The organism is Mesorhizobium sp. P2_E7, from assembly GCF_056403855.1.
The window spans coordinates 1,946,800-1,971,341 of the sequence record NZ_JBFUER010000001.1; the positions used below are offsets into that span (position 1 = coordinate 1,946,800).

The 24,542-nt window shown below is 63.1% G+C and carries 24 protein-coding genes and 2 pseudogenes; 8 read left to right on the forward strand and 18 right to left on the reverse strand.

Annotated elements, in window-relative coordinates:
- Positions 1-6: 6 nt before the first annotated feature.
- Positions 7-483, reverse strand: coding sequence for an Lrp/AsnC family transcriptional regulator (locus tag AC1DYC_RS09850; protein WP_477405818.1), 477 nt, complete (start codon positions 481-483; stop codon positions 7-9).
- Between the two features lie 147 nt (positions 484-630).
- On the opposite strand from AC1DYC_RS09850, the gene AC1DYC_RS09855 reads away from it, so the two are divergent.
- Positions 631-1,734: a 1-aminocyclopropane-1-carboxylate deaminase gene (locus tag AC1DYC_RS09855; RefSeq protein WP_477405819.1), complete on the forward strand. Its 1,104-nt coding sequence runs from the start codon at positions 631-633 to the stop codon at positions 1,732-1,734.
- Positions 1,735-1,738: 4 nt separating this feature from the next.
- Here the strand turns inward: AC1DYC_RS09855 and AC1DYC_RS09860 are convergent, their stop codons facing one another.
- Together AC1DYC_RS09860 and AC1DYC_RS09865 are read right to left on the reverse strand one after the other, a co-directional pair.
- Complete coding sequence (locus AC1DYC_RS09860) at positions 1,739-2,464, reverse strand: NUDIX hydrolase (RefSeq protein WP_477405821.1); 726 nt, start codon at positions 2,462-2,464, stop codon at positions 1,739-1,741.
- A gap of 14 nt (positions 2,465-2,478) precedes the next feature.
- Positions 2,479-3,591: an endonuclease/exonuclease/phosphatase family protein gene (locus AC1DYC_RS09865; RefSeq protein WP_477405823.1), complete on the reverse strand. Its 1,113-nt coding sequence runs from the start codon at positions 3,589-3,591 to the stop codon at positions 2,479-2,481.
- A 167-nt stretch (positions 3,592-3,758) separates the two neighbouring features.
- Between AC1DYC_RS09865 and AC1DYC_RS09870 the strand changes: the two genes are divergently transcribed.
- Both AC1DYC_RS09870 and AC1DYC_RS09875 read left to right on the forward strand, forming a co-directional pair.
- Positions 3,759-4,364 (forward strand): BA14K family protein, encoded by a 606-nt coding sequence (locus AC1DYC_RS09870; RefSeq protein WP_477405825.1) that lies wholly within the window; start codon positions 3,759-3,761, stop codon positions 4,362-4,364.
- 171 nt (positions 4,365-4,535) lie between these two features.
- A complete protein-coding gene (locus AC1DYC_RS09875) occupies positions 4,536-4,820 on the forward strand; it encodes a PilZ domain-containing protein (RefSeq protein WP_477301406.1) in 285 nt (94 codons plus the stop codon).
- Between the two features lie 87 nt (positions 4,821-4,907).
- On the opposite strand, the gene ilvC is transcribed toward AC1DYC_RS09875, so the two are convergent.
- Together ilvC and AC1DYC_RS09885 are read right to left on the reverse strand one after the other, a co-directional pair.
- Positions 4,908-5,927 carry a ketol-acid reductoisomerase gene (gene ilvC, locus AC1DYC_RS09880; RefSeq protein WP_112394672.1) on the reverse strand — a complete coding sequence of 340 codons (1,020 nt, stop codon included), beginning with the start codon at positions 5,925-5,927 and terminating at the stop codon, positions 4,908-4,910.
- 138 nt (positions 5,928-6,065) lie between these two features.
- Positions 6,066-6,719 (reverse strand): TetR/AcrR family transcriptional regulator, encoded by a 654-nt coding sequence (locus tag AC1DYC_RS09885; RefSeq protein ID WP_477405827.1) that lies wholly within the window; start codon positions 6,717-6,719, stop codon positions 6,066-6,068.
- Positions 6,720-6,871: 152 nt separating this feature from the next.
- On the opposite strand from AC1DYC_RS09885, the gene AC1DYC_RS09890 reads away from it, so the two are divergent.
- Positions 6,872-7,303, forward strand: coding sequence for an anthrone oxygenase family protein (locus tag AC1DYC_RS09890; RefSeq protein ID WP_477408235.1), 432 nt, complete (start codon positions 6,872-6,874; stop codon positions 7,301-7,303).
- An 18-nt stretch (positions 7,304-7,321) separates the two neighbouring features.
- Here AC1DYC_RS09890 and AC1DYC_RS09895 read toward each other — a convergent pair whose 3' ends face one another.
- A complete protein-coding gene (locus tag AC1DYC_RS09895) occupies positions 7,322-7,780 on the reverse strand; it encodes a MarR family winged helix-turn-helix transcriptional regulator (RefSeq protein WP_477405829.1) in 459 nt (152 codons plus the stop codon).
- A gap of 97 nt (positions 7,781-7,877) precedes the next feature.
- Between AC1DYC_RS09895 and AC1DYC_RS09900 the strand changes: the two genes are divergently transcribed.
- Complete coding sequence (locus tag AC1DYC_RS09900; RefSeq protein ID WP_477405831.1) at positions 7,878-8,183, forward strand: Rieske (2Fe-2S) protein; 306 nt, start codon at positions 7,878-7,880, stop codon at positions 8,181-8,183.
- Between the two features lies 1 nt (position 8,184).
- Positions 8,185-8,898, forward strand: a pseudogene (locus AC1DYC_RS09905) (glutathione S-transferase family protein); the annotation flags it as partial.
- Here AC1DYC_RS09905 and AC1DYC_RS09910 read toward each other — a convergent pair.
- Together AC1DYC_RS09910 and AC1DYC_RS09915 are read right to left on the reverse strand one after the other, a co-directional pair.
- Positions 8,795-10,123: an FAD-dependent oxidoreductase gene (locus AC1DYC_RS09910; RefSeq protein WP_477405833.1), complete on the reverse strand. Its 1,329-nt coding sequence runs from the start codon at positions 10,121-10,123 to the stop codon at positions 8,795-8,797. The pseudogene AC1DYC_RS09905 and the gene AC1DYC_RS09910 sit on opposite strands and share 104 nt — an antisense overlap.
- Before the next feature lie 75 nt (positions 10,124-10,198).
- A complete protein-coding gene (locus AC1DYC_RS09915) occupies positions 10,199-10,606 on the reverse strand; it encodes a winged helix-turn-helix transcriptional regulator (RefSeq protein WP_352584038.1) in 408 nt (135 codons plus the stop codon).
- Positions 10,607-10,742: 136 nt separating this feature from the next.
- Between AC1DYC_RS09915 and AC1DYC_RS09920 the strand changes: the two are divergent.
- Positions 10,743-11,632 (forward strand): annotated as a pseudogene (locus tag AC1DYC_RS09920) (SDR family oxidoreductase).
- Positions 11,633-11,677: 45 nt separating this feature from the next.
- Here the strand turns inward: AC1DYC_RS09920 and AC1DYC_RS09925 are convergent.
- The 3 genes from AC1DYC_RS09925 to AC1DYC_RS09935 form a co-directional block, all read right to left on the reverse strand.
- Positions 11,678-12,718 (reverse strand): SDR family oxidoreductase, encoded by a 1,041-nt coding sequence (locus tag AC1DYC_RS09925; RefSeq protein ID WP_477405835.1) that lies wholly within the window; start codon positions 12,716-12,718, stop codon positions 11,678-11,680.
- 37 nt (positions 12,719-12,755) lie between these two features.
- Positions 12,756-14,675 carry a potassium transporter Kup gene (locus AC1DYC_RS09930; RefSeq protein ID WP_477405837.1) on the reverse strand — a complete coding sequence of 640 codons (1,920 nt, stop codon included), beginning with the start codon at positions 14,673-14,675 and terminating at the stop codon, positions 12,756-12,758.
- 103 nt (positions 14,676-14,778) lie between these two features.
- Positions 14,779-15,519: a pyridoxine 5'-phosphate synthase gene (locus AC1DYC_RS09935; protein ID WP_477405839.1), complete on the reverse strand. Its 741-nt coding sequence runs from the start codon at positions 15,517-15,519 to the stop codon at positions 14,779-14,781.
- Between the two features lie 116 nt (positions 15,520-15,635).
- Here AC1DYC_RS09935 and AC1DYC_RS09940 point away from each other — a divergent pair, with 116 nt between their 5' ends.
- Positions 15,636-16,055, forward strand: a complete 420-nt coding sequence (locus tag AC1DYC_RS09940) for a SpoIIAA family protein (protein WP_477405841.1) — start codon at positions 15,636-15,638, stop codon at positions 16,053-16,055.
- A gap of 6 nt (positions 16,056-16,061) precedes the next feature.
- Here AC1DYC_RS09940 and AC1DYC_RS09945 read toward each other — a convergent pair whose 3' ends face one another.
- The 7 genes from AC1DYC_RS09945 to AC1DYC_RS09975 form a co-directional block, all read right to left on the reverse strand.
- A complete protein-coding gene (locus tag AC1DYC_RS09945; protein WP_477405843.1) occupies positions 16,062-17,189 on the reverse strand; it encodes an ATP-dependent DNA helicase in 1,128 nt (375 codons plus the stop codon).
- Positions 17,190-17,451: 262 nt separating this feature from the next.
- A complete protein-coding gene (locus AC1DYC_RS09950) occupies positions 17,452-18,102 on the reverse strand; it encodes a hypothetical protein (protein ID WP_477405845.1) in 651 nt (216 codons plus the stop codon).
- 145 nt (positions 18,103-18,247) lie between these two features.
- Complete coding sequence (locus tag AC1DYC_RS09955) at positions 18,248-18,598, reverse strand: nitrile hydratase accessory protein (RefSeq protein WP_477405847.1); 351 nt, start codon at positions 18,596-18,598, stop codon at positions 18,248-18,250.
- Positions 18,585-19,244: a nitrile hydratase subunit beta gene (gene nthB, locus AC1DYC_RS09960; protein WP_477405849.1), complete on the reverse strand. Its 660-nt coding sequence runs from the start codon at positions 19,242-19,244 to the stop codon at positions 18,585-18,587. Before nthB ends, AC1DYC_RS09955 begins: the two co-directional genes overlap by 14 nt.
- Complete coding sequence (gene nthA / locus AC1DYC_RS09965; protein ID WP_477405851.1) at positions 19,241-19,846, reverse strand: nitrile hydratase subunit alpha; 606 nt, start codon at positions 19,844-19,846, stop codon at positions 19,241-19,243. The genes nthB and nthA overlap by 4 nt, the downstream gene beginning before the upstream one ends.
- 55 nt (positions 19,847-19,901) lie before the next feature.
- Positions 19,902-23,063, reverse strand: a complete 3,162-nt coding sequence (locus tag AC1DYC_RS09970) for an efflux RND transporter permease subunit (RefSeq protein WP_477405853.1) — start codon at positions 23,061-23,063, stop codon at positions 19,902-19,904.
- Positions 23,060-24,331 carry an efflux RND transporter periplasmic adaptor subunit gene (locus tag AC1DYC_RS09975; RefSeq protein WP_477405855.1) on the reverse strand — a complete coding sequence of 424 codons (1,272 nt, stop codon included), beginning with the start codon at positions 24,329-24,331 and terminating at the stop codon, positions 23,060-23,062. The genes AC1DYC_RS09970 and AC1DYC_RS09975 overlap by 4 nt, the downstream gene beginning before the upstream one ends.
- Positions 24,332-24,542: the final 211 nt, after the last annotated feature.

Sequence of the window (24,542 nt, forward strand, 5' to 3'; positions counted from 1 at the left end):
AGCCTGTCAGAACGGCAGCCTTGCGTTCTCCTTGACCTCTTTCATGACGAAGAAGGTCCTTGTTTGCCGAACGCCTGGCAGCGCGATCAGTTTCTGCCCATGCAGCTTGTTGAAATCCGCCATGTCGCGGACCCTGATCTTCAGGAGATAGTCGAAGTCGCCGGCAACAAGATTGCAGTCCAGCACCTCCTTGAGCTCGAGCACGGCCTCTTCGAAAGCGGCGAAGCTTTCCGGTGTCGAGCGGTCGAGCACGACGCCGACCATGACCAGTGCGCCAAGGCCGACCGCAACCGGGGCGATCTCCGCCCTCACCCCGGTGATAAAACCCTCCTCGAACAGGCGCTGCGTGCGCCGGTGGCAAGTGGCGGCGCTGACATTGACACGGGCCGCCAGCTCCGCATTGGTCAGCCTCCCTTCGGCTTGAAGGACGCGCAGGATTTTCACGTCGATGCGGTCAAGAGCTTGTGTGGAAGATTCTTCCATTTTGATAAGCCTTTATGGATGATCTGGGGCAATCATATCGCTCATCTGTGAAGTATGCAAAAATCATCGGTGCAAGTTCGAGAGCACCTTCCGCACAATTGCGCCTATCTTCAGCCTATCGAAAACGACCATGGCGGAGGCAGATCGATGTCACTTCTCGCAAAATTCGAACGTTACCCGCTGACCTTCGGCACGACGCCGATCGAGCATTTGCCGCGGCTGAGCGCGGCGCTGGGCGGCAAAGTGCAGGTCTACGCCAAGCGCGACGACTGCAATTCCGGGCTCGCCATGGGCGGCAACAAATTGCGCAAGCTCGAATACATTGTGCCGGACGCCATTGCCTCCGGCGCCGACACGCTGGTGTCGATCGGCGGCGTCCAGTCAAACCACACCCGCATGGTCGCCGCCACCGCCGCCAAGATCGGTATGAAGTGCGTGGTCATCCAGGAGAAATGGGTGCCGCACTATGACGCCGTCTACGACCGGGTCGGCAACATCCTGCTGACGCGGCTGATGGGCGCCGACAGCCGGCTGGTCGATGACGGTTTCGACATCGGCATCCGCAAGAGCTGGGAAGACGCCATCCAGTCGGTGAAGGACGCCGGCGGCAAGCCCTATCCGATCCCGGCCGGCGCCTCGGTGCACAAATTCGGCGGGCTGGGCTATGTCGGCTTTGCCGAAGAGGTGGCGAGCCAGGAGGCCGAGCTCGGCTTCAAATTCGACTACATCATTGTCTGCGTGGTCACCGGGTCGACTCAGGCCGGCATGATCGTCGGCTTTGCCGCGCAAGGTCGCGCCGACCGCGTGATCGGCATCGACGCCTCCGGGACACTCGACCAGACCCGCGCCCAGGTCCGCCGCATCGTCGATGACACCGCTGCCCTCGTCGGGCTCGGCCGCACGGTCCGCGATGACGAGATCGTCATCAACCCCGACTATGCCTATCCGGCCTACGGTGTTCCCTCTGACGAGACCAATGATGCGATCCGGCTGGCGGCCCGCACCGAGGCCATGATCACCGATCCGGTCTATGAGGGAAAGTCGATGCAGGGCCTGATCGACCTGACCCGCAAAGGCTTCTTTCCCGAGGGCTCGAAAATTCTCTACGCCCATCTCGGCGGCGCGCCGGCGATCAACGGCTACAGCTACTACTACAAGGATGATGGCGCCACGACCCGGCCGCAACCGGCAGCAAGTTCAGAACCTCGCGAAGGCACTGCGCCGGAGACGCTGCCGCCGATGTTTCCCTGACAGATCAGGGGTCCTCGCCGCCGTTGGCAAAATGCCACTCGACCAGCGGCTTCATATGCGGCGCCAGCCCTTCCGGCAGGTCTGCGGCATGGCGGATGATCACCGGTCCCTCGATCTCCGGCTCGGTCTCGGTGGCGACGAAGGCATTGATGCGTCGCGCAATCTCATCGGCCGGTTCGTCGACATGGTAGCGGCGGAACAGGACCGTGCCGGTCGTGGTCGACAGCGCGTGGTAGCGTTTGCCGCGCGCAGCGCCCGTCAGGTCGAGCCCGGTCTCCTCGCGCACTTCGCGGATCATGTTGAAATCAACATCGACGCGGCCGTCGCGAAAATCGATCGGCTCGAACGAGCCGGCGGCGAAGTAGACGCGACCGGCCATGACCGTGTGTGGCCCCATGCGGATCGCCACCAGCGCATTGTCGCCGGCGACCAGCATGGCGTGGCCGTAAGCATGCTCGGCGCCTGTCCCCTGCCGGTTCTTTCGCCACAGCATGAAGGCCGAGTACTTCACAGCATGGCAGCGCCCGACCAGCCGGTTGTCGCGCCAGGCGAGCGCCGACAAAAGCACCACGGTGCCGTCGAACAGCGCCGGTTTGGCTTCGATCTCACGCCGCCAGTTCTCAGTGATGGCGTGCGCGTTGTCGCGCTCGAACGGATGCGGTCCCGGGTCGAGCCGCACGTCGATCTCGTCGACCGGCAGGATGACGTTGCGCGGCAGGTCGAAACTCACGCTCAAGCCCCCACTCAGGCCATGTCCAAAGTAATTGCCACAGGACAATGGTCCGAGGCCTTCGGCCGGTCCCAGCCGGCGCGCGGAAAACGCTCCACCGCCTGACCGGCCGGAAATATGGTGCGCCAGGGCTGGCCGTTGCGGATGATGTCGGGAACGGCGGTCGCATTCTTCGCCGCCAGCCCCTTGGACAGCAGGATGTAGTCGAGCTGGCACAGATGCCGCTCCTGCGGCCCGCGCGTGTGGTAGAAACTCCAGCGGTCCATCTCCGGACGGCGCTCGACGACATTCTCGCAAAAGCCGCCGGCGGTCAGCACATTGAGGCAGGACTGGCTCTCGTCGATCACCTGGAAGCGGTAGCCATCGAAGGCGTCGCCCTCGATCTTCACCCGCTGCCGGTAGTCGTTCATGTCGCCGCAGATCGCCCAGCGCTTGTCAGCTGCATGGTCCTTGCTGAAGCGCTCCTCGATGATGCGGCGCACTGCCTGCGCCTCGGCGACGCGCAGCGGCATCGTCGCCTCGCGCCCGTCGAGCCCGTTGCGCGGCGAACCCATCGATTTGAAATGCACGAGATAGAGCGTCAACGGCACGCCACCGACCTTGACGTCGACCTCCAGGCAGTCGCGCCGGAAGATGCGCTCATTGGCCTGATGCCCGAGTTCGGCCAGTTCGGGCGTAAACAGGCCGAACTGCTCGAAGGTGGCATAGGCATGGCTGGTCATGCGCACGAATTCGATCGGCTGTCCCTGCGCGGTCTCGTTGCGCATCATCACGGCAACGTCGATGCCGCGCGAATCATTGCCGGCGGTGGTGTATTTCTGCCGGTAGCCCTCACCCACCATCTTGAAGAGATAGCCATATTCGAAGGCCTTCAGCGCCTCGATATTGTCGACCTCCTGCATGCAGATGATGTCCGCGCGGGTGGCAGCGATGGCGAGCGCCGTTAGCTGGCGCGTATCGTCGGACTGCGCAATCGCGCGCGCCTGCTCCAGCATCTTGTATTCGGCCTCGCTCTGGATGTCGAAAAGCGCCAGTGTGCGGTCTTCGTTGAGCTGGTTGCGGTAGCCGGAGAAATCGAACCTGTTCATCAGGTTTTCGACATTGAAAGTGGCGAGGCGCAGCGACATGGCCGTGACCTTTGCCTGCAAGCGGTGTCGAAAACAAGGGCCTCGCCCTTGCTCGCCAGGGTTGATGGAACCTTTCCGTTCATCCTCCGTTCAGATGAAAAGTCCCATCATCAGGCTTCTTCCCTGGGGTATTCTGGGCGTGGGGCCTGTATCGCTTGGAGAGTGCAATGAACTCGCTCTTTTCTTCCACCGTCAAATCCGGGCTGATAGCGCTCGGTCTCGTCTCGGGTCTCACGGCGCCGTCCGCCGCCGGCCCGATCCTGCAGCCAAACCTGTCGGTGCCGACAAGCACTGGTGCCCCGACGATCACGCCGGTCCGAGACGAATGGGCGGGCGGAAATGACCGCCGATCATTCAACGATTGGCAGTGGCGTCGCCATGACGGGCGTCGCTTTGCCCGGTCGGGCAACTGGAACAACGACAACTGGAATGGCAACGGCAACTGGAATGGCGGCAACTGGAACGGCGGCGACAACTGGCGCTGGCGCCATCATCGCCATCGTCACGGCCGCGATTTTGATACCGGCGCCGCCGCAGTTCTTGGCCTCGGCCTCGGTCTCGGCCTCGGCAGCATCTACAACAACGGCTATTATAACAACTACAATGACGGCTACTACGTGCAGCCGGCGCCTCGCCGCTACTACCGCACGCAGCGTCTTTCCAGCGCCCATGTCCAGTGGTGCTACGACCGCTACCGGTCTTACCGGTCCTGGGACAACACGTTCCAGCCCTACAATGGCCCGCGCCAGCAATGCTGGTCGCCCTATAGCTGACCTATAAGCGATAATGCATGACGGCGCCGCCTGTCGCGGCGCCGTTTCCATTTGGGAGACAGGGCTGGAGACGGCCGCCGCTAACCATCTGTTTATCGGCTGCGTCTATCCATGATACGGTGCCCCCCATCTGACGATCGCGCCCGGTCCGGTCGCGAAGGACGTGCCGTCATGGCCGACGACGAATTGAGAAACAAGCATCGGCAGCGCGTGTTGAAAGGCGCGACGATCCTGCTCGGCCTCACCAATTCCGAGGTCAAGTGCACGGTGCGCAACATGCATGCCGGCGGCGCCGAGCTGAAAGTGCCGATCGACGCGCGCGTGCCGGACGAATTCCTGCTTTATGTGCCGATCGACGGCATCGGCTACAAGGCCATCGTGCGCTGGCGCCGTGACGACCGCATCGGCGTCGAGTTCACCGGCACCGAGCCGAAGCCCCACTGGCACTACGGCTGACATCTGTACCAGCTGACCGAAAAACCAGCATGAAAAAGCCGGCGGATCGCTCCGCCGGCCTTTCCTACTCAACAAGGAGGCCGAACATTAATTCTTCGCCTTGTCGACCAGCTTGTTCTTCGAGATCCACGGCATCATCGCGCGCAGCTTGGCGCCGACTTCCTCGATCTGGTGGCTGTCATTGTTGCGGCGGATGCCCTTGAAGCGCGACATGCCGGCGCGGTATTCCTGCATCCATTCCGAGGTGAATTTGCCGGTCTGGATATCCTTCAGCACGCGCTTCATCTCGGCCTTGGTCTCGGCGGTGATGATGCGCGGACCCGAGACATATTCACCCCATTCGGCGGTGTTCGAGATCGAGTAGTTCATGTTGGCGATGCCGCCTTCATAGATCAGGTCGACGATCAGCTTGACCTCGTGCAGGCACTCGAAATAGGCCATTTCGGGGGCGTAGCCGGCTTCCACCAGCGTCTCGAAACCGGCGCGGATCAGCTCGACCAGGCCGCCGCAGAGAACCACCTGCTCGCCGAACAGATCGGTCTCGCATTCCTCGCGGAAATTGGTCTCGATGATGCCCGAACGGCCGCCGCCGACGCCGCAGGCGTACGACAGAGCGAGATCAAGCGCATTGCCCGAAGCGTCCTGGTTGACGGCGACCAAGCACGGCACGCCGCCGCCCTTCTGGTATTCGCCGCGCACCGTGTGGCCGGGGCCTTTCGGCGCGATCATGACGACGTCGACCGAGGCCTTTGGCTCGATCAGGCCGAAATGCACGTTGAGGCCGTGCGCGAAGGCGATCGCCGCACCGTCACGGATGTTGGGGGCAATTTCGTTCTTGTAGATGTCGGCCTGCAATTCGTCGGGCGTGGCCATCATCATCAGGTCGGCCCATTTGGCGGCGTCCGCCACGCTCATCACCTTGAGACCGTCGGCCTCGACCTTCTTGGCGGTCGCCGAGCCGGCCTTGAGGCCGATGGCGATTTCCTTGGCGCCGGAATCCTTGAGGTTGAGCGCATGCGCCCGGCCCTGGCTGCCATAGCCGATGATGGCGACCTTCTTGCCCTTGATCAGGTTGAGATCGGCATCACGATCGTAATAGACACGCATTTTGGTCTTCCTTCCCGTTTGAAGCTAGAGCATGATGCCGAAAAGTGTGAAGCGGTTTTCGGACAACATCATGCTCTATCTCTTTGATTTAGAACCGGATTCAGATTTCAGGTCTATTTGACCTGAAATCATCCGGTTCTAGGGGCCCTGAGGCCCGGTTTTTGCTCCGAAAAGAGCGAGAAACTGTTGCGTTGCCCGGACGGCATCGCCGCCGATCGTCGCTTCAGTCAATTCCAGCCGGTCGCCGAGCAGGAGACGGATCTGCACGTCGCGGGCGACCAGCCCGAAAAAGCTGCGGAACGCCGTTTCGGCATCCGTAAAATCGAGCAGCCCGGCCTGCTTGCCGGCCAGCAGCACCGGCTTCAGCCGTCTGGCCAGCGCAAAGCGGCCATTCTCCAGCACAATGGCGCCGAGGTCGTCCTTGCCGGAACCGGCATGGCCGACCGCTACGCGGTTCAGCGCGATCGACGTGTCGCTCGAAATCACCTTCAGCCAGTCCGAAGCGAAGCCTTCAAGGCTAGCCGTCAGCGAGGCAAGATCGAGTTTTTCGCCGTCGACCGGCACCACGCGCACTTTCGAGGCCTGCCATTGCACGGTCGCCGTCAGCAGCCCATCGCGGTCGCCGAACCATTTGTAGAGCGTTTCCTTGGAACAGCTGGCGCGGCGCGCAACTGCCGTCATGGTAAGATTATCGCCCTCCTCGACCAGCAGCCGCAAGGCAGCGTCCAGAACGGCCTTCTGCCGCTCCGTCAGCGTCGCGCTGGTATCGATGTCGGGTACGATGTGCAACACGCTCTTCCCTCGGCCGGCAGGCAAGCCAGCAAATGCGGCGTGCCGTACCGTACGTTACGGTTCGCCGCTTCTATGACGTATTGCTCTCAGCCTTGCAAGCCCTATTTCTGTTCAAACGGTTCACTTCACCGATGTCGCGGGGAACGACGATGCTGGCCGGATTGCTTGCCTTGACGGTCGCCGCCGTGTTCTCCGGCGCCGCCATCTATGTCAGCGTCGCCGAACAGCCGGCGCGGCTTGACCTCGACGACAAGGCGCTACTCAGGGAATGGCAGCCTTCCTACAAGCGCGGCGCGGCCATGCAGGCATCCATCGCCATTGTCGCCTTCCTTCTCGGCCTGACCGCCTGGTGGCAGACCGCTGGCTTCGCCTTTCTGCTCGGCGCTGTGTTGATCATCCTGCCCTGGCCGTGGACGCTGATGATCATGATGCCGACCAACAAGCTGCTGGGGGCGATGGACGCCAGCACCGACAATCCGCAAGCCAGGGCCTTGATCGTCAAATGGGGCAATCTGCACCTGGCGCGCGCCGGACTGGGCGTGCTGGCGACGCTGGCCTTCCTCCGGGGCAGCCATCTGGCCTGACGGCTGGCCGCGGTCGCCTCAGTCCGAAGCCGGCGGCAGGCGCAGACGGCCGAGCAATGCCGACACCGTGCTCAGTTCGCCTGCGGAAAGTTTTTCGCCGACCAGTTCCGCGATTGAGCGCCCATAGACCGCCCACATCCGTCGGCGCGTCTCACACCCATTGGCAGTGACGCGGATGGTCTGGCCGCGGCCGTCATCGGCGACCTTCAGCTTCTCGACCAGCCCGTCCGCTTCGAGCCGGGCCAGCAGCCGCGAGATGTTGTACTGCGCAAACAGGGTGCGCTCGATCAGCTGGAACGGCCGCAGCCCACCCTCACCCGCCTCGGCAAGCTCGTGCAGCACGTCATACCAGTCGAGCGGCGGCAAGCCACTGTCCTTCAAAGCCTGTTCGGCCTGTTCGATAAGCTGGCGCGAAACCCGCATCAGACGAGCCCAGGCCTTGATGGCGTCGGGCGAAGGCGTGGCTGTTGTGGTCATGGTTCATCCTAGATGATAGATGCAATTGCATCAAGCTTGACGATTAATGCATCTGCATCTATATACATGCAACCGCATCAATCACCCGAGGAATCCCATGAAACACGAAATCTGCAAAGTCGCCGACGTCCCGCAGACGGGCAGCCTGATCGCGCCGTTCTTCGGCCGCGAGGTCCATGTCTGGCGCAGCGGCGCGCGCATCCGCGCTGCCGCCAATGTCTGTCTGCATTTCGGCGGACCGCTCGACTGCAAGGACGGCCGGCTGGTCTGCCAATGGCATGGCGCCGCCTTCGACATGGCATCAGGCGATCGGCTCAAAGGCCCGGCGCCAAAAGCGTCCCGCTTGCTGTTCCTGTCGACGCGCGTCGAGGACGGCGCGCTGAACTATGTCTGGGGAGAGTGACATGCCAGAGAAGAATGAAATGACTGGCAAGCTCATTCTCGTCAGCCATCATCTGTGCCCCTATGTCCAGCGCGCGGCGATCTCGCTGGCCGAGAAGCGCGTGCCATTCGAGCGCGTGACCATCGACCTCGCCGACAAGCCGGACTGGTTCAAGGCGATCTCGCCGCTCGGCAAGGTGCCGCTGCTCATCGTCCAGTCCAATGGCGCGGAGACGGTGATCTTCGAATCCGCCGTCATCCTCGAATTCCTCGAGGAGACGCAAGGCAATCCGCTGCACCCCGCGGACGCTCATGACCGCGCCCGGCATCGCGCCTGGATCGAGTTCGGCTCGGCGACGCTGAACGCCATCGGCCGCTTCTACTCGGCGTCGACGGAGGCCGCCTTCCTGACGGAATCCTCGGCACTGTCGGCCATGTTCGATCGCATCGAGGACGAATTGGCAGACCAGGCCGGACCATGGTTCAACGGCGAGCGCTTCAGCCTCGTCGATGCCGTCTACGGCCCGGTCTTCCGCTATCTCGATGCCTTCGACCGGATCGGCAATTTCGGCATTCTGGACGGCAAGCCGCTGGTTCGGGCCTGGCGCAAGGCGTTGAGCGAACGCGCCTCGATCAGGGCCGCGGTGGCGCCGGACTATCCGCAACGCCTGCGTCAATTCCTGCTGGCGAAAGGATCGTTTCTGTCGACCCTGATCCCGCCGGATGATCTCGCCAGTACGCCTCCTCTAGCCCGATCCGCCTGAACGGATCGATCAGCGTTCCCGCCACCATCGAGGCGAGCACGCTTGGCACTGGCGGGATTTTTGCGATGGTCGCCACCAGCCTGTCGCGGAAGAATGGCAACATCACGCCATCCGACTGGTAGAACGGCGTCAACGCCAGCGACAGCAACTGGAAGATCCGGACATGCCATCGCCGCGCCTTGGCATAGGTCTCCAGCGCCGTGTCGATACCACCCGCTTGTGCCAAGGCATGGCTGAGTGCTGCCGCGTCGAGCAGCGCCATGTTGGCGCCCTGCCCGAGCTGCGGGCTGGTCGAATGCGCGGCATCGCCGATCACCGCCAGCCTGCGGCCGGCCGGCAGCTTCATCGTGTGGTGGCCGTAGCGGGCCAGCGACAGCTGATCGAAACTGTCGATCTGGCTGGTGAACGCCTCGCACTCAGGCCACAGCGCAACCAGCCTCGCCTTCCAGGCATCGAGGCCCGCTGCCCGGACCTGTTCAACGTCGGCCGGCTTCAGGCTCCAGAAGAACGCCGCCATCTTGTCAGCGCCCGGCTGCGGCCGGCCGATCGGCAGCACGCCGATCATCACGCTGGCCTTGTCGTAGCGCTGCAGCAGCGCATTCTCATCGAACCCGTCGCGCCAGCCGAGCGACGCCCAGAACGCGCCATAGGTGAGTGGCCGCGGCTCGGCCAGGTCGTTGAGGCTCCGGCGCAGTTTCGAGCGCGAGCCGCTGGCGTCGACGACAAGGTCGAACGGCCCTGCCCTTCGGCCCCCGCCCCTTCGGCTCTTGTCGAAGACCAGGCTCGCCCGCTGGCCGACCTCCAGCGTCTCGATCTCGACACCGGTTTCGATGGCAATGCCTTGGCGCTGCGCGGCGCGGAACAGCACATTGAACAGTGCCGCCCGATGCACCGCCAGCCCGAAGCGACCGCCGGGCTGCGCATCGTAGCGGACGGCGAGCACGGTGCGGCCGGTGCTCGCGTCCGCGCCATGCAAACGCTCGATGCGGCTGCCCAGCGCCAGTATGTCGTCGAGCAGGCCGAGATCGGAAAGCACCGTCAACCCGGTCGGCTGCAGGATCAAGCCGGAGCCGACGGGCTTGGGTTCCTCGAAGCGTTCGAAGATGGTGACGTTATGCCCGGCGCGCTTGAGATAGAGCGCCGTGGCGAGACCCGCCGGGCCGGCGCCGGCAATCGCAATGTCGAGAGATTTTTCCATTGCCCGCCCAACCAATGGCCGAACAATCCTTTAGCGACCTTGCCAAATCAAGCCATTGCGGCATGCGTCAAAAAATCAACCACCGGCGTCGAACGCAGCCCGCGCGTCGCGCACCGCATCGTGGTTGAGTTCGGCCCACAGGATCAATTGATGCATGGCGCCGAACATCGAGCGTCCGAGATCGGTCAGGCTGTATTCGACGCTCGGCGGCTTGGTCGGGAACACTTCGCGATGCACATAGCCGTCGCGCTGCAGCTCGAGCAGCGTCTGGGTCAGCATGCGCTGCGAGATATCAGGCACGAGGCGCCGCAGTTCACCGAAGCGATAAGGCTTTTCCGCCAGCGCCATCGCCAGCAATGGGCTCCATTTGCCGTTGATGCCCTTGATGACGTCACGAACCGGGCAATCGCCGAAATTGGCGCCGCCCGTCATGGCCCTGTAGATCTCGATCTTCGATTTCAGATTGACGATCTTGCCGTCCATCGCTGGTTCCCTGCCTGTGCCTACCTCCCGGAAAACTGCCTTCTTTACGGCATCGGGTCAATTCCTATTTTAGTGCTGGTCTCTTTTTGAGACCACCAAGGCACCCGCCATTCCGGCGCTAAGATCAGGATCCCCCATGCCCAAAACCCTTCTCGTCACCGGCGCATCCGGCCAACTTGGCCGCGGCGTCATCAATCACCTGCTGGACACAGCAAAAGTTCCTGCAAACCGTATCATCGCCACCACCCGCACGCCCGCTAACCTCGCCGACCTTGCGGCGCGCGGGGTCACCATCCGGGGGCCGATTTCGACGATCAGGCTTCGCTTGCCAAGGCTTTTGCCGGAGCCGACCGGGCGCTCATCATCTCGACCGACCAGGTCGAAGTGCGGGGGAAGCGGCGCGAGCAGCAGCTGGCGGCGGTCGCCGCAGCCAAGCAGGCAGGCGTCGGCCGCCTGCTCTACACCTCGATGCCCAACCCGGAACCGGGCTCGCCGGTGGTCTTCGCGCCCGACCACTACGACACCGAACAGGCCATCAAGGCGAGCGGCATCCCCTACACCATCTTCCGCAACGGCTGGTATGACGAGAACCTGTTCATGGCATTGCCGCAGATCCTGGCCTCGGGCCAGTGGTACACATCCGCCGGCGATGGCGCCATTTCCTATGGTACGCGCGACGACTACGCGGCGGCGATCGCCGCCGGACTTGCCTCGGACACAGGCGAAAGCACGACCTACACGCTGACAGGTCCCAAGGCATACACTGCCGCAGAGGTCGCGGCGTTCGTCACCGAGGTCACAGCCAAGCCGATCCAGGTCATCCAGCTCTCGGACGAGGCCCTGACCGAGGGCATGAAGTCGGCCGGCCTGCCCGAATCCCTGGCCAAGGTCCTGGTGTCGTTCGATGCCGCCGCGCGCGTCGGCGACCTCGCCATGGTGACCGACGCTGTCGAAAAACTCTCCGGCCGCCAGCCAGTGCCGCTGAAGCAGTTTCTGGAGACGAACAAGGCCGCCTTGGCCGGCTGAGGCCTGCGGTGCGGGAAGCCGAATTCTTCTCGGCCTCCCGCACCACTATTTCGATTTCTTGAGCAGCCCCAGCCGGATCAGGCTTTCGGCGGTCGCAACGATGGCCTCTTCCCGCGACCGCGGCGCCCAGCCAAGCAGGCGCATCGCCTTGGCCCCCGTCGCGTTCCTCGCCTTGCCCAGTTCCGTCACGATCTGGGCCGCCTGGCCGTCGAAAAGTCCGACGATCCTCACCAGCCAGTCCGGCAGCACCCGCGTCGGGACGCGTGACGCCGCATTGCCCAGCCGGGCTTTCAGCGTCTGCGCAATCTCAAGCATCGTCATGAAATCGCCGCTGATGGCCAGGAACCGCTCGCCCTTGGCGAGCGGATTGGTCATGGCGCGCAGATGCAGGTCGGCCACGTCGCGCACGTCGACCACACCGAACAGCATGCGCGGCAGGCCCGGCATCGCGCCGTCCATCAAGCGTCCTATGAATTCGGTGGAGGTCGAATGATCCGGCCCCAGGACCGGTCCGAAGATTCCAACCGGATTGACGACCGCCAGCTCCAAGGCACCGCCTTCAGCGGCAATGAAATCCCAGGCCGCCCGCTCCGCCAGCGTCTTCGATTTCACATAGGCGCTCACCTTTTCCGCCAGGTTGGTCCAATTCTCCTCGGTGAACGGACGACCGGCAACCGGCGGCTGGCCATAGCCAACGGCAGCAAAGGACGAGGTGAGCACGACACGCTTGACGCCGGCATCGCGCGCGGCGCGCAGCACGCGCAGTGCCCCTTCGCGCGCCGGGATGATCAGATCGTCCTCATGCTTGGGCACACCGGGCGGGAACGGCGAGGCGACATGAAGAACATACTCGCATCCGGCGACCGCTGCTGGCCAGCCTGCATCGGTCATCAGATCGGCATGGGCAAAGGAAAGCGCCTCGCCGGGCTCGGCACCGCCGTCCCTAAGCATGGCGAGCACATCGGCTTCACGTTTGGCCGATCGTACGGTCGTGCGGACGCGGTAGCCGGCCTTCAGGAGTTCGAGGATGCAGTGAGCGCCGAGGAAGCCGGACCCGCCGGTGACAAGCACCAATTCGCCGCTCATATCCGCCTCCCCCCAATGGCCTATGCGTTCAAGATCCTCAAATCGCCACCTGCGTGCCGATCTCGACCACGCGCCCGGTCGGGATCTGGAAATACTCCGTCGCATCGGCCGCAGTGCGGGCGAGGCCGATGAACAGCTTGTCCTGCCATACCGGCATGCCGGAATTGGGCGAGGCCTTGAGCGAACGCCGCGACAGGAAGAACGAGGTCGTCATGATGTCGAACTTCCAGCCCTGCTTGCGGCAGATCGCCAGCGCGCGCGGAATGTTGGGCTGTTCCATATAGCCGAAGGTCAGCGTCACCCGCATGAACAGCTCGTTGACCGTCTCCATCTTGACGCGCTCGCTGTCGGGTACCAGCGGCTGCGGCGCCGTCACCACCGAGAGGATGACGTTCTGCTCGTGCAGCACCTTGTAGTGCTTCAGGCTGTGCATCAGGGCGGTTGGCGCGCTTTGCGGATCGCTGGTCAGGAACACGGCAGTGCCGGACACCAGCTGCGGCTTCTTCTTCAACAGATTGCCGGCGAGGAAATCGAGCGGGATCTCGTTGCGGCGGGTCTTGTCGAAGAGATAGCGGCTGCCGCGCACCCAGGTCCACATCGCCAAGACGATGGTGAAGGCCACGGCGAGCGAGGCCCAGCCGCCCTCGAACACCTTGACGATGTTGGAGGCAAAGAAGCCGATGTCGATGAACATGAACACAGCCGTCATCGCCCCCGCTACCCACAGCCGCCACTTCCAGATGCGCGTCATGACGACATAGAGCAGCACCGTGGTCACCAGCATGTTGCCGGTCACCGAGATGCCGTAGGCCGACGCGAGCTTGCTCGATTCGCCGAAGCCGACCACCAAAAGCATCACCACCAGCGCCAGCAACAAATTGACGCGCGGCATGTAGATCTGGCCGGACTGCCGTTCCGACGTGTGCAGGATTTCGAGCCGCGGCAGCATGTTGAGCTGCACCGCCTGCCGGGTCAGCGAGAAAGCCCCTGATATGACCGCCTGGCTGGCGATCACCGTTGCCGCCGTCGCCAGGACCACCATCGGGATCAGCGTCCAGCCTTCGTTCATCTCGAAGAACGGGTGGCCGACCACGCCATTCTTGGCCAGCACGAAAGCGCCCTGCCCGGCATAGTTGAGCAGCAGGCAGGGAAACACCACCGCCAGCCACGCCAGCACGATCGGCTTGCGGCCGAAATGGCCAAGATCTGCGTAAAGCGCCTCGGCGCCGGTGACGGCGAGGAAGATGGCGCCGATGGTGACGAAGGCGACATCGGGCGAATTGATCAGAAAGGCGACGATGTAGTGCGGGCTGACCGCCCACAGGATTTCCGGATCGGCGATGATGTGGTTCAGGCCCGAAAGGCCGATGGCCAGGAACCAGACCGCGGTGATCGGCCCGAAGATCAGCGCCACGCCGCCGGTGCCGAAACGCTGTACCGAAAACAGGATCGCCAGGATGACCAGCGTCAGCGGCACGACATAGGGCTGGAATGCCGGCGTGACGACATTCATGCCTTCGACCGCCGAAAGCACCGAAATCGCCGGCGTGATGACGGCGTCGCCGAAGAACAGCGACGCACCGACAATGCCGATGGCCAGGATGATCGCCGATCGCGTCGGGAAACTGCCGCGCGCCAGCGCCATCAGCGACAGCACGCCGCCCTCGCCGCGGTTGTCGGCGCGCAGCACGAAATTGATGTATTTGATGGTGACGATGATCGTCAGCGACCAGATGATCAGCGACAGCACGCCCAGAATATCGCCGCGATCCGCGACCTCGCCGCCGGACGACGCCACCAGCGCCTCGCGGAACGCGTAGATCGGGCTGGTGCCGATGTCGCCATAGACCACGCCGAGCGCGCCCAGCATCAGCACCTTGGTGCTATGCTGTTCGATTTCGGGATGGCTCGATTGTTCGACGGGTTCTGCCTCACTACCAGTATTGGTAAGGGCCATGGACGACACTCCGATAAGCGCGCGGTGCTCTACGCTTGCTGCGATGCAATATCAAGAGCCCTCACGTAATGGCTGATATGCGGTAATGCCAGCCGTCTGCCCTTTACCATCCGCATGCCCTGAGAAACCGTCCCACCGTACCGGCCATGCCATACTCCAACGCATCGGCTGTCAACCCATGTCCAATAGACACTTCGGCCAATGCCGGAATGCGCTTTGCCAATGCCGGCAGATTGTTCACCACCAGGTCGTGCCCGGCATTGACCTGAAGTCCAGCGGCGAGTGCCGCATCGGCGGTTTTTCCCAATCTTTCCAGTTCCTTCTGCGCCTTGGCAGGATCGGAATGGTAGCTGCCGTAAGGCCCGGTATAGAGCTCGATTCGGTCGGCGCCGGTGTCGCGCGCGGCAGTGACGCCGGCGGGATCCGGATCGGAAAACAGCGACACGCGAAAGCCCCCTTTTTTCAGGCGCTTGACGATCGGATTGAGGAACGCCGCCTCGGCGGCAAAGTTCCAGCCATGGTCGGAGGTCGCCTGCGCCGGATCGTCGGGCACCAGGGTGACCTGCTCCGGCTGGTGCTTTTCCACAAGCGCCAGAAAATCTTCCGTAGGGTAACCCTCGATGTTGAATTCCGCCTTGGGGAACTCGTCGTCGATCAGCGCGCGGATCTCCGGCAGGTCGGAATGCCTGGTGTGGCGCTCGTCGGGCCGCGGATGCACCGTCAACCCATGCGCGCCGGCGGCCAGGGCAAGGCGCCCGAGCCCGGTGACGCTGGGCCATGGCAGGTCGCGGCGGTTGCGCAGCATGGCGATGGCGTTGAGGTTGACGGAAAGCTTGGCGGGCATGGCTTTGGGTCCGATCAGGGGCGTTTGGCAGCGCATCTATACTGCCTTTGATGGGAACAGACAGGGGGTTTCGGGTGTTCCAGTCAGGTCAGTGCCCTACAGTGGAGGACCAGCCGATGAATTTTCTCCAATCCGTGCCGGCGATCCGCCGTATCGAAACCGACCGTGAGGACCTTTTCGCTATTGACGTCGTCGGCCATGTCTCGGCGGCAGACGGCGAAAATCTGTTTGGATTGCTGGAGGCCGCCTACGCACTTCACCCAAGGATCGACGTGTTGATGCGGCTGGTCGACCATGAAGGCGTCGACTGGGCGGATGTCGCAGACGAGACGCTGAAACAGGGCACGGTGCACGCCCTGGACCATATTGCCCGGTGCGCGACGATCGGTGAGCCGAACTGGATAGCGGATGCGCAAGGCTTCCTTCCCGCTTCATCACCCATCGAGTTCAGGCACTTCAAGGTCGAGGATGAAGCGGACGCCTGGGCATGGCTCAGCGCAACGCCACTCAGCCCTGCTACGCCAGCTGCTAGCTGACGCCAGCTATCTAACGATGGTCAGCCGCTCGGCCGCGCGGGTGATGGCGGTGTAAAGCCAGCGCTGGCGGGTTTCCTTGAACGCCCAGCTCTCGTCGAACAGCACGACGTCGTTCCACTGCGAGCCCTGCGCCTTGTGCACGGTCAGCGCGTAGCCATAGTCGAAATCGTCAAAACGCTTCTTCTGCTGCCAGGGGATATCGGCGTCCGGGTCCTCGAACGCCGACTTCAGCAGCTTGATCTTGGCGACACCGCGGTCGGGATCGTCCTCTTCCGGCGAGACCAGCAGGTTGATGCCGGGTTTTATCGTCTCGCGCGACGAGGTCATCACCTTCCACAGCGAACCGTTGAGCAGACCCTTGGCCGGGTCGTTGCGCAGGCACACCAGCTTGTCGCCTGCCTGCGGATAGTCGGCATTGAAGCCTTTCAGTTCGCGCAGGCGCTGATTGTAGCGGCGGCGCGTACGGTTGGTGCCGACCAGCACCTGGTCCGCCTTCAGCACCAGCTCCTGGGTGACGTCTTCCTTGCCGATCACCTGCGCGGTCCCGTAGTCGCCGCGCATGAACTCGCGGCCCTCGCGCACGTCGAGCGCCAGCTGGATGATCGGATTGTCGCGCGCCTGGCGATGGATTTCGGTCAACAGTACATCCGGCTCGTGCTCGGTGAAGAAGCCGCCGCCCGAAATCGGCGGCAGCTGCGCCGGATCACCAAGCACCAGGATCGGTGTGCCGAAACTGAGGAGATCGCGGCCGAGCTGCTCGTCGACCATCGAGCATTCGTCGATGACGACCAGTTTTGCCCGTGAGATCGGGCTTTGCCGGTTGAGGGAGAAGGTCGGCGACATCGAGGTCTTGCCGGTCACCTCGTCGGCCACCGATTCCTCGCCCTTCGGCCTGTAGATCAGCGAATGGATGGTGCGGGCATTGACGGCGCCCTTGGAGCGTAGCACCTGCGCCGCCTTCCCGGTGAAGGCGGCAAACTGCACCTGCCCGTCGACATGCTCGGCGAAATACCGCGCCAGCGTCGTCTTGCCGGTGCCGGCATAGCCGAACAGCCGGAAGATCTGCGGCCGGCCCTCCTTGAGCCAGCGCGCCACCGCCTTCAACGCCTCATCCTGTTGGGGAGAGAATTCCATCAGCGCGAGAGACCGGATTCGCAAGGGAAAGACAAGGCCGTCACCATACCGACCGCCACCGGTAGCGAACTCAACGCCTCCGACGGCTCAGGCTATCAGGCGCAAACAAGAACGTAAAGAGAACAACCGACCGCGTCATGGTTCTGAATTTCGGCTTAGGGTGGAGTTGAGGCAACGGCGGTGGCGAAGCCGACGTCGCCATGCTCAAGGGACAGAAGCGGCGACATCGCAGATGCGGAAAGCAAGGGTGCGTCTGGATTTTCTACAAAATGCGAGACCTGATCCTCATGCACGCTTGGTACAGGTCGATGTCGGCGGCGTACCACTCCGATAGATTGGCGATGGCGGCGGGGCTGAGATAGGACGAAAATCCGTCCGGGTTGCGATGCGCGAGAATTGGATCAACCGGCAGCGTTGTCGATTCCGGCAGACTGATGCGGGCTTTCAGGACGTTGAAGTCGTCATTCAGATCGGGTTGGTGCAAGATCATCAAGATGTCTTGCTCTCGACTTTCGAGGTACGCGGGTGACACAAACCAATCGGCATAGCGATGCCTGACATGATTGATGCAGCCCATGGCTTTCTGTGCCATGGCTTTGTGCGATCCGTCAGCCGAAGACAGGGATCTGGCGAGGTCATCCGGAGTTCCGAAATGCGCGAAGGCGAAACGCTCGTTTTCAGTCCATTCGCTGCTGTTTTTAGGCTGGCCTTTGCGAAGCCTGCTATTAAAGCCGCTGGCAAACCGGGTCACCGGATGGCGAATGCCGAAGATGATCTTGTCGCCAGACGGCACATCTGGCAGATATTTCTGGTGGCCCCACAGCTTTATATTGTATTCGGCGCTGATTGGCTCCAGAGCGGTATGAACAGCGCTGCCGCCGGTTTTTCTGACATGAAGAAAATGAGTTTCCATCCTTTGAAATAGGCTGGCGACATAAAGGGAATCAAGCCGATTCCGCTTCGATGCCCGCCCGATGGGCTTCCTTCACATCGTCGGTCCAGACCATGGCAGCCACTGAGATAACGGAAGGCTAAATTGATCTTTTGGCTGCCCGCACCTAGCCGCCAATCCCCGGATCGTTCTCCAGCAAAATCGGCTTGCCGTGCGGCGTCGCATGCGCGGCGCGTTCCCAGGCGGCGGCGAGTGTGTCGACATCGCTTTTGCCTGCGACGCCCTTGGCCGCCAGCAGCGTTTCCAGTGCCGCCAGCCAATGCTCGTAATAATCATGCCCATCGCTTGCAGCGTCCGGCTTCTTTACCTCAGCGGACAAGGCGTCCGCCCATTCGCTCCACGAAAACAGGCCCTTGTCGTGCAGCGCGACCGTCATAGCGAAGGCTTCGGCCTGCCATGGCTCTGAAAACACCGGCTCGTCGAACCCAGCCGGCAACGCGCCCTCATGCCGGCTCAAGATAGCTCTCCCAGGCATCGATCGAGACGGTGAGCGCCGGGTCGGCGCCCTCGCCCCAGATCTCGGCGCCATCGAAGACCACGGTATAGACCCACTGTGGGTTTTCGCCCCTTCCATGCGCGTTGCTGTCCGGGAAGACAAAACCGTCGCGCACGGCCTCGATCACACCCTGCTTGTCGCGCGCATAGCGTGGCAGGCGTGTATGGCCGGTCGGATTGAAATTTTTCGTCCGCACGGCCTGCCCTGCCTTGAACCGCGCCGGCGTCGCAACCGGCCGGTCGCAGGGACCGCCCTTGGCCAGCACTGCCGGCACGTTTTCTGCCTTCAGCACCCTCTTCGGTGTCGCCGCCGGATCGACCGCCCGGCCCTCGGCCAGATCGCGCTCGCTGACAAAGCCATGACGCTTCAGCAGCACTTCCAGCGCCTTGATCCATATCTGGTAGTAGCTCGATGAATAGTAGACGGCGGGATGCAGCGATTCCCTGGCATGCCGGCTCTCGTCAATGTTCCAGGCGCCCATCGAGCCGGCGGTCAGCGTCACGCCGAGCGCCCGCCTCTCCCATGCCGCATGAAAATAGGGCTCGTCCTTTTCCGGAGCGACCGGCCCGAACCCCATCTGCCCGCCGAGATCCTGCGGCCCGTTCATGCCGGCACCCTCGCGACAGCGGTGCCGATCATCGCATCGCGGCTGACCAGTTCGGCCAGCTGCTCCTCGCTCCAGCCCTCGGTATTTTCAGGCCGCATCGGCACCACGAGATAGCGCAGCTCGGCGGTCGAATCCCAGACGCGGATTTTTTTCTCCGCCGGCAAGGTCAGGCCGAATTCCTCCAGCACGCCGCGCGGATCGATCACCGCGCGAGAGCGGTAGGGCGGCGCCTTGTACCAGACCGGCGGCAGGCCGAGCACCGACCACGGATAGCAGGAGCACAGCGTGCAGACGACGAGGTTGTGCGTCTCGTCCGTGTTGAACACCGCCTGCATGTGCTCGCCTTGCCTGCCGGTGTAGCTCAGCGAGGCGATCGCTTCCGTCGCATCGCGCTTCAGCCAGTCGGCATAGGCCGGATCGCTCCAGGCCTTCGCGACGACCCTGGCGCCGTTGCGCGGCCCGATCTTGGTCTCGTAGGTGTCGACGATGACGTCGATCGCCGCCGGATCGATCAGGCCTTTTTCGGTGAGGATGGTTTCCAGCGCGCGCACCCGCGCCGCAAACGGGTCAAGCTCGTTGTCGTGGTCATGATCATGGGACATGACCGCAGATTAGGATTGCCGGCACGTCGCCGCAAGCACGACAGCTTGGGCCAGATTACTCGGCGGCGGCCTTCTGCGGTTCCATGAGCCGATCCTCGGGGCCGAACAGCGAGCCCTGCTCGCTGCTCTCGACGGCATGCAGCACCGGCCGCTTCCTCGACGTGAAGAAGCTCGTCAGCCAGCCGGAGAAGTTCTCGAAATAGACGTAGATCACCGGCGTGACGAACAGCGTCAGCGCCTGCGAAGCCAACAGACCGCCGACCACCGCGACGCCGAGCGGCTGGCGCAGTTCCGCACTGGCGCCGGTGCCGAGCGCGATCGGGAACGTGCCCATCAATGCTGCCAGCGTCGTCATCATGATCGGCCTGAACCGCATCAGGCACGCCTTGTGGATGGACTCCTTGGCCGACATGCCTTCTCGTCGCAATTCCAGCGCGACGTCGACCATCATGATGCCGTTCTTCTTGACGATGCCGATCAGCATCAGGATGCCGATCACCGCGATCACCGACAGGTCCATGCCGGCAAAGCGCAGCGCCACGACGGCGCCGAGCACCGCCGAAGGCAGGCCGGTCAGAATCGTCAGCGGGTGGATGAAGCTCTCATAGAGGATGCCGAGCACGATATAGATCGTCAGGATGGCGCCGCCGATCAGCAGGCCCTGGTTGGCCAGCGAATCCTGGAAGGTTTTCGCCGTACCGGCGAAGCTGGTCGAGATCGCCGTCGGCATGCCGATCTGTTCCTTCAGCGCGTCGATGCGGGCCGTGCTGTCGCCGAGCGCCACGCCTTGCGGCAGATTGTAGGAGATGGTCACCGCCGGCAGCTGGCCGAGCTGGTTGACCGTCAAGGCGCCGGCCGTGCGGTCGACGCGGGCAAAGGCGCCGAGCGGCACCAGGCTGCCGCTTGCCGTCCGCATCTGGATGGCGAGCATGCGCTCGGGCGACCATTCGATGTTGGGGTCAAGCTCGGTGATGACTTCATAGCTGTCGGCCGAGCCGAAGATCGTCGAAACCTGGTCGGTGCCGAATCCGCCATAGAGGGCGGAGCGCAGCGTGTCGGTGTCGATGCCGAGCTGGGCGGCCTTGTCACGATCGACCACCAGCGATGCCTGCAGGGCATTGTTCTGCAGATCGCTGGTGACGTCGGTGAAATTCGCATGGTCGGCCGCCATCGCGTCATTCAGTTTCTGTGCCCAGATGTCGGTCTGGCCGGTATCCAGGCCTTGCACGACCAGCTGGTAGGCGCTGGCCGACGAGCGCGAACCCAGCCGCAGGTTCTGCACCGGCTGCATGTAGGTTTCGATACCTGCCACGCCGGCCAGTTGCTTGCGCAGATCCGAAAGCACCTTCTCGATGTCGGGACGCTGGTCCTTGCCCTTGAGCTGGACGAAGAGCTGCCCCTGGTTGAGCGCATTGCTGCCGCTGCCCGCCGACCACGCCACATGATCGACATAGGGCGAATGCGAGAAGACGCTGGCCACCTGCCCTTGCAGCTTCGACATGGAATCGAACGAGATGTCCTGGCGAGCGATTGTCGTCACCGATATCTGGCCGATATCCTCTTGCGGGAAGAAGCCCTTCGGCGACACCTCGATCAGCCACACCGACCCAGCCGCTGTTCCGGCGAAGACCAGGAACACCAGGAAAGTGTGGCGCAGGCAGAAGCTGAGCAGCCGGTCATAGCCGCGGGTGACAAGGTCCTGCTTGTGACCAGGGCTATGCTTGTCGCGATCGGCCTTCGTCACCGTGAGCAGCCGCGAGCACAGCATCGGGGTCAGCGTCAGCGACACGAACATCGAGGCCAGGATGGCGACCGTCACGACCACCGCAAATTCGTTGAAGATGCGGCCGACGACGCCGCCCATCAAAAGCACCGGGATGAAAACCGCGACCAGCGAAATCGAGATCGAGATGATGGTGAAGCCGATTTCGCGCGCGCCTTTCAGCGATGCGTCGAAGGCCGACAGCCCATCCTCCTCCATGTGTCGAAAAATGTTTTCCAGCATGACGATGGCGTCGTCGACGACGAGGCCGACGGCAAGCGTCAGGCCCATCAGCGAAATGTTGTCGATGGAAAAGCCGAACAGGAACATCGCGCCGAGCGTGGCGATCAGCGAGATCGGCACCGCCACGGCCGGGATGATGGTTGCCGTCACCCGGCGCAGGAAGACGAAGATCACCATCACCACCAAGGCGATGGTCAACAGCAGCGTGAACTGCACGTCGTCGACGGCCTGGCGGATCGAGGTCGAACGGTCATTGAGCAGCTTGATGTCGGCGGCCGCCGGCATCTGATCCCTGAAGGACGGCAGCATCGCCTTGACCTTGTCGACGACGTCGACCGTGTTGGCGTCGGGCTGGCGCTGCACGGCCATGATGATGGCGCGGGTACCGTCGTACCAGCTCGCCGTCGTCGTGGTCTGCACCGAATCGACGACGCGGGTCACTTCGCCCAGCCGCACCGGGTGGCCATCCTTGGTGGCGATGATGAGGTTGGAGAATCCGGCGGCATTGGTCAGCTGCGTGTTGGCTGTGATGGTCAGCTGTTGCTTGTCGTTCTGCAGCACGCCGAGCGGCGTGTTGCTGTTGGCCGACGCGATCGCTGTCTGCAGCTGGTCGATCGAAATGCCGCGCGCGGCAAGTGCCGTCGGATCGATCTGGATGCGCACTGCATATTTCTGCTGGCCGAAGATCGAGACCTGCGCCACCCCGTCGATGGTCGACAGCGAGGGCGAGATGACGTTCTCGGCGAAGGCATCGAGATCGGTCAGCGGAACCGTATCGCTGACCAGCGACATCAGCAGGATCGGCGCGTCCGCCGGATTGACCTTGCGATAGCTCGGCGGCGACGTCATTTCCGGCGGCAGCGATTTCTGCGTGCGCGCGATCGCCGCTTGCACGTCGGCGGCGGCCGCGTCGATATCCCTGTTGAGCACGAACTGGATGGCGATCGAGGTCTGGCCGAGCGCGTTGGTGGTCGAGATCGAATCGATGCCGGCGATGGTCGCGAACTGCTTGATCAGCGGCGTCGCCACCGAGGTCGCCATGGTTTCGGGCGAAGCGCCGGGCAGCGAGGCCGAGACGTTGACGACCGGAAATTCAGCGCTGGGCAGCGCCGCCACCGGCAGGAATTTGTAGGCAAACAGCCCGCCCAGCACGAGGGCGAACGACATCAGCAGCGTGGCGACAGGCCTGCGTATGCAGAATTCGGAAATCATTGGGCGCCAGCCTTCTCGGCTTGCGCCACCTTTGGCGCGGCCTGGTCACCGCCGGCCGCCTTGCCTTCGTGCACTGCGGCGCCGTCCTTCAGCCTGGTCTGGCCCTCGACGACCACCTTCTCGCCCGACTTCACGCCCGCGCTGATGGCGCTGTTTTCGCCTTCGGTCAGCGCCACCTGCACCGGCCGCATCTCGACCGTGTTGTCCGGCTTGACCACATAGACGAACGGCCCCTTCTGGCTGGGCTGGACCGCGACCGTCGGAACCGAGGTCATCCGCGGCATGATGCCGGCGTCGAGCACGACATTCACATATTGCCCGGGCCACAGCGACAGATCGGCGTTCGGTATGCTTGCCCGCGTCGCGATGGTGCCGGACGCGGTGTCGACGCTGGAATCGACGAAGTCGAGCGTGCCCTTGCCGATCGGCGTCGGGTCGCCGTCCTTGGTCAGCGTCACCGCGTTTTGCTGCGGATTGGCCAGCGCCTTGTGCAGCAGCGCCAGATTGCTTTCCGGCAGGTTGAAGTTGACCTGCAGCGGATCGATCTGCGTGATCGTCACCAGCGGCGTCGCCGTGCTCGAGTTGCCGTTGCTGACGGTGACGAGGTCACCGACCGAAACATTCACCGCGCCCAGCCGCCCGGCAATCGGCGCCGTGATCGTGGCAAAGCCGAGCTGAACATTGTCGGCATCGATCGTCGCCTTGTCGGCATCGACTGTCGCGGCGGCCGCCTTCTGCGCCGCCACCGCCTGGTCATAGGTCTGCTGCGTGCCTGCCTGCTTGGCGACAAGATCCTTGGCGCGCTGGAGATCGGACGCCGAGCTTGCCAGCAGCGCCTGGTCCTTGGCGAGCGTCGCCTGGTCCTTGGCGAGCTGCGCCTTCAGCGCGCGGTCGTCGAGCGAGAACAAGAGATCGCCGGTCTTCACCATCTGCCCGTCCTTGACGTCGATCGACACGATCTGGCTCGACACGCGGGCATTGATGTTGACCACGGCCGGCGAAGATACGAAGCCGATGGCGTAGCGGCGGATCGGGAAATCGGCTGTCGTTGCGGTCGCCGAAACAATCGAGGCCGAACGAGCGGCATTGCCGCCGCCGCCGGATTTGCCTGATGCTGCCGTTTTGTCTGCTGCTGATTTGTCCGCTGCCGCCTGCTTGCCGCCCGGCAGCATCTGCTGAAGACTGCCCATGGCCGTGGGCGAAAGATAAAGCCAGACCGCAGCGACGCACGCTGCTGCCGCCACCACAAGAACGACTTTTCCGCGCATCGACACCAAGGTCCTCTAAACCCGACACGCCGCAGTCCGGTGGTCGTATTCTAGCTCAAGTCACGGCTGCCTGCCGGGATTTCGCCGAATAGATAGGACACGCCTTTGTCGGAAAAGGGCCAAAACGCGGCATTACGAAGATTTAATGTGCACTGCACAATGAATGTGCGGCTGATAGCAGCTAGTGAAGAGCGGCAAAAAAGATTCAATC

Coding starts and splice junctions, on each gene's coding strand:
- AC1DYC_RS09850 (WP_477405818.1), bottom strand. CDS start 483: ATGGAAGAATCTTCCACACAAGCTCTTGACCGCATCGACGTGAAAATC.
- AC1DYC_RS09855 (WP_477405819.1), top strand. CDS start 631: ATGTCACTTCTCGCAAAATTCGAACGTTACCCGCTGACCTTCGGCACG.
- AC1DYC_RS09865 (WP_477405823.1), bottom strand. CDS start 3,591: ATGTCGCTGCGCCTCGCCACTTTCAATGTCGAAAACCTGATGAACAGG.
- AC1DYC_RS09870 (WP_477405825.1), top strand. CDS start 3,759: ATGAACTCGCTCTTTTCTTCCACCGTCAAATCCGGGCTGATAGCGCTC.
- AC1DYC_RS09875 (WP_477301406.1), top strand. CDS start 4,536: ATGGCCGACGACGAATTGAGAAACAAGCATCGGCAGCGCGTGTTGAAA.
- ilvC (WP_112394672.1), bottom strand. CDS start 5,927: ATGCGTGTCTATTACGATCGTGATGCCGATCTCAACCTGATCAAGGGC.
- AC1DYC_RS09895 (WP_477405829.1), bottom strand. CDS start 7,780: ATGACCACAACAGCCACGCCTTCGCCCGACGCCATCAAGGCCTGGGCT.
- AC1DYC_RS09900 (WP_477405831.1), top strand. CDS start 7,878: ATGAAACACGAAATCTGCAAAGTCGCCGACGTCCCGCAGACGGGCAGC.
- AC1DYC_RS09910 (WP_477405833.1), bottom strand. CDS start 10,123: ATGGAAAAATCTCTCGACATTGCGATTGCCGGCGCCGGCCCGGCGGGT.
- AC1DYC_RS09915 (WP_352584038.1), bottom strand. CDS start 10,606: ATGGACGGCAAGATCGTCAATCTGAAATCGAAGATCGAGATCTACAGG.
- AC1DYC_RS09925 (WP_477405835.1), bottom strand. CDS start 12,718: ATGAGCGGCGAATTGGTGCTTGTCACCGGCGGGTCCGGCTTCCTCGGC.
- AC1DYC_RS09930 (WP_477405837.1), bottom strand. CDS start 14,675: ATGGCCCTTACCAATACTGGTAGTGAGGCAGAACCCGTCGAACAATCG.
- AC1DYC_RS09935 (WP_477405839.1), bottom strand. CDS start 15,519: ATGCCCGCCAAGCTTTCCGTCAACCTCAACGCCATCGCCATGCTGCGC.
- AC1DYC_RS09940 (WP_477405841.1), top strand. CDS start 15,636: ATGAATTTTCTCCAATCCGTGCCGGCGATCCGCCGTATCGAAACCGAC.
- AC1DYC_RS09945 (WP_477405843.1), bottom strand. CDS start 17,189: ATGGAATTCTCTCCCCAACAGGATGAGGCGTTGAAGGCGGTGGCGCGC.
- AC1DYC_RS09950 (WP_477405845.1), bottom strand. CDS start 18,102: ATGGAAACTCATTTTCTTCATGTCAGAAAAACCGGCGGCAGCGCTGTT.
- nthB (WP_477405849.1), bottom strand. CDS start 19,244: ATGAACGGGCCGCAGGATCTCGGCGGGCAGATGGGGTTCGGGCCGGTC.
- nthA (WP_477405851.1), bottom strand. CDS start 19,846: ATGTCCCATGATCATGACCACGACAACGAGCTTGACCCGTTTGCGGCG.
- AC1DYC_RS09970 (WP_477405853.1), bottom strand. CDS start 23,063: ATGATTTCCGAATTCTGCATACGCAGGCCTGTCGCCACGCTGCTGATG.
- AC1DYC_RS09975 (WP_477405855.1), bottom strand. CDS start 24,331: ATGCGCGGAAAAGTCGTTCTTGTGGTGGCGGCAGCAGCGTGCGTCGCT.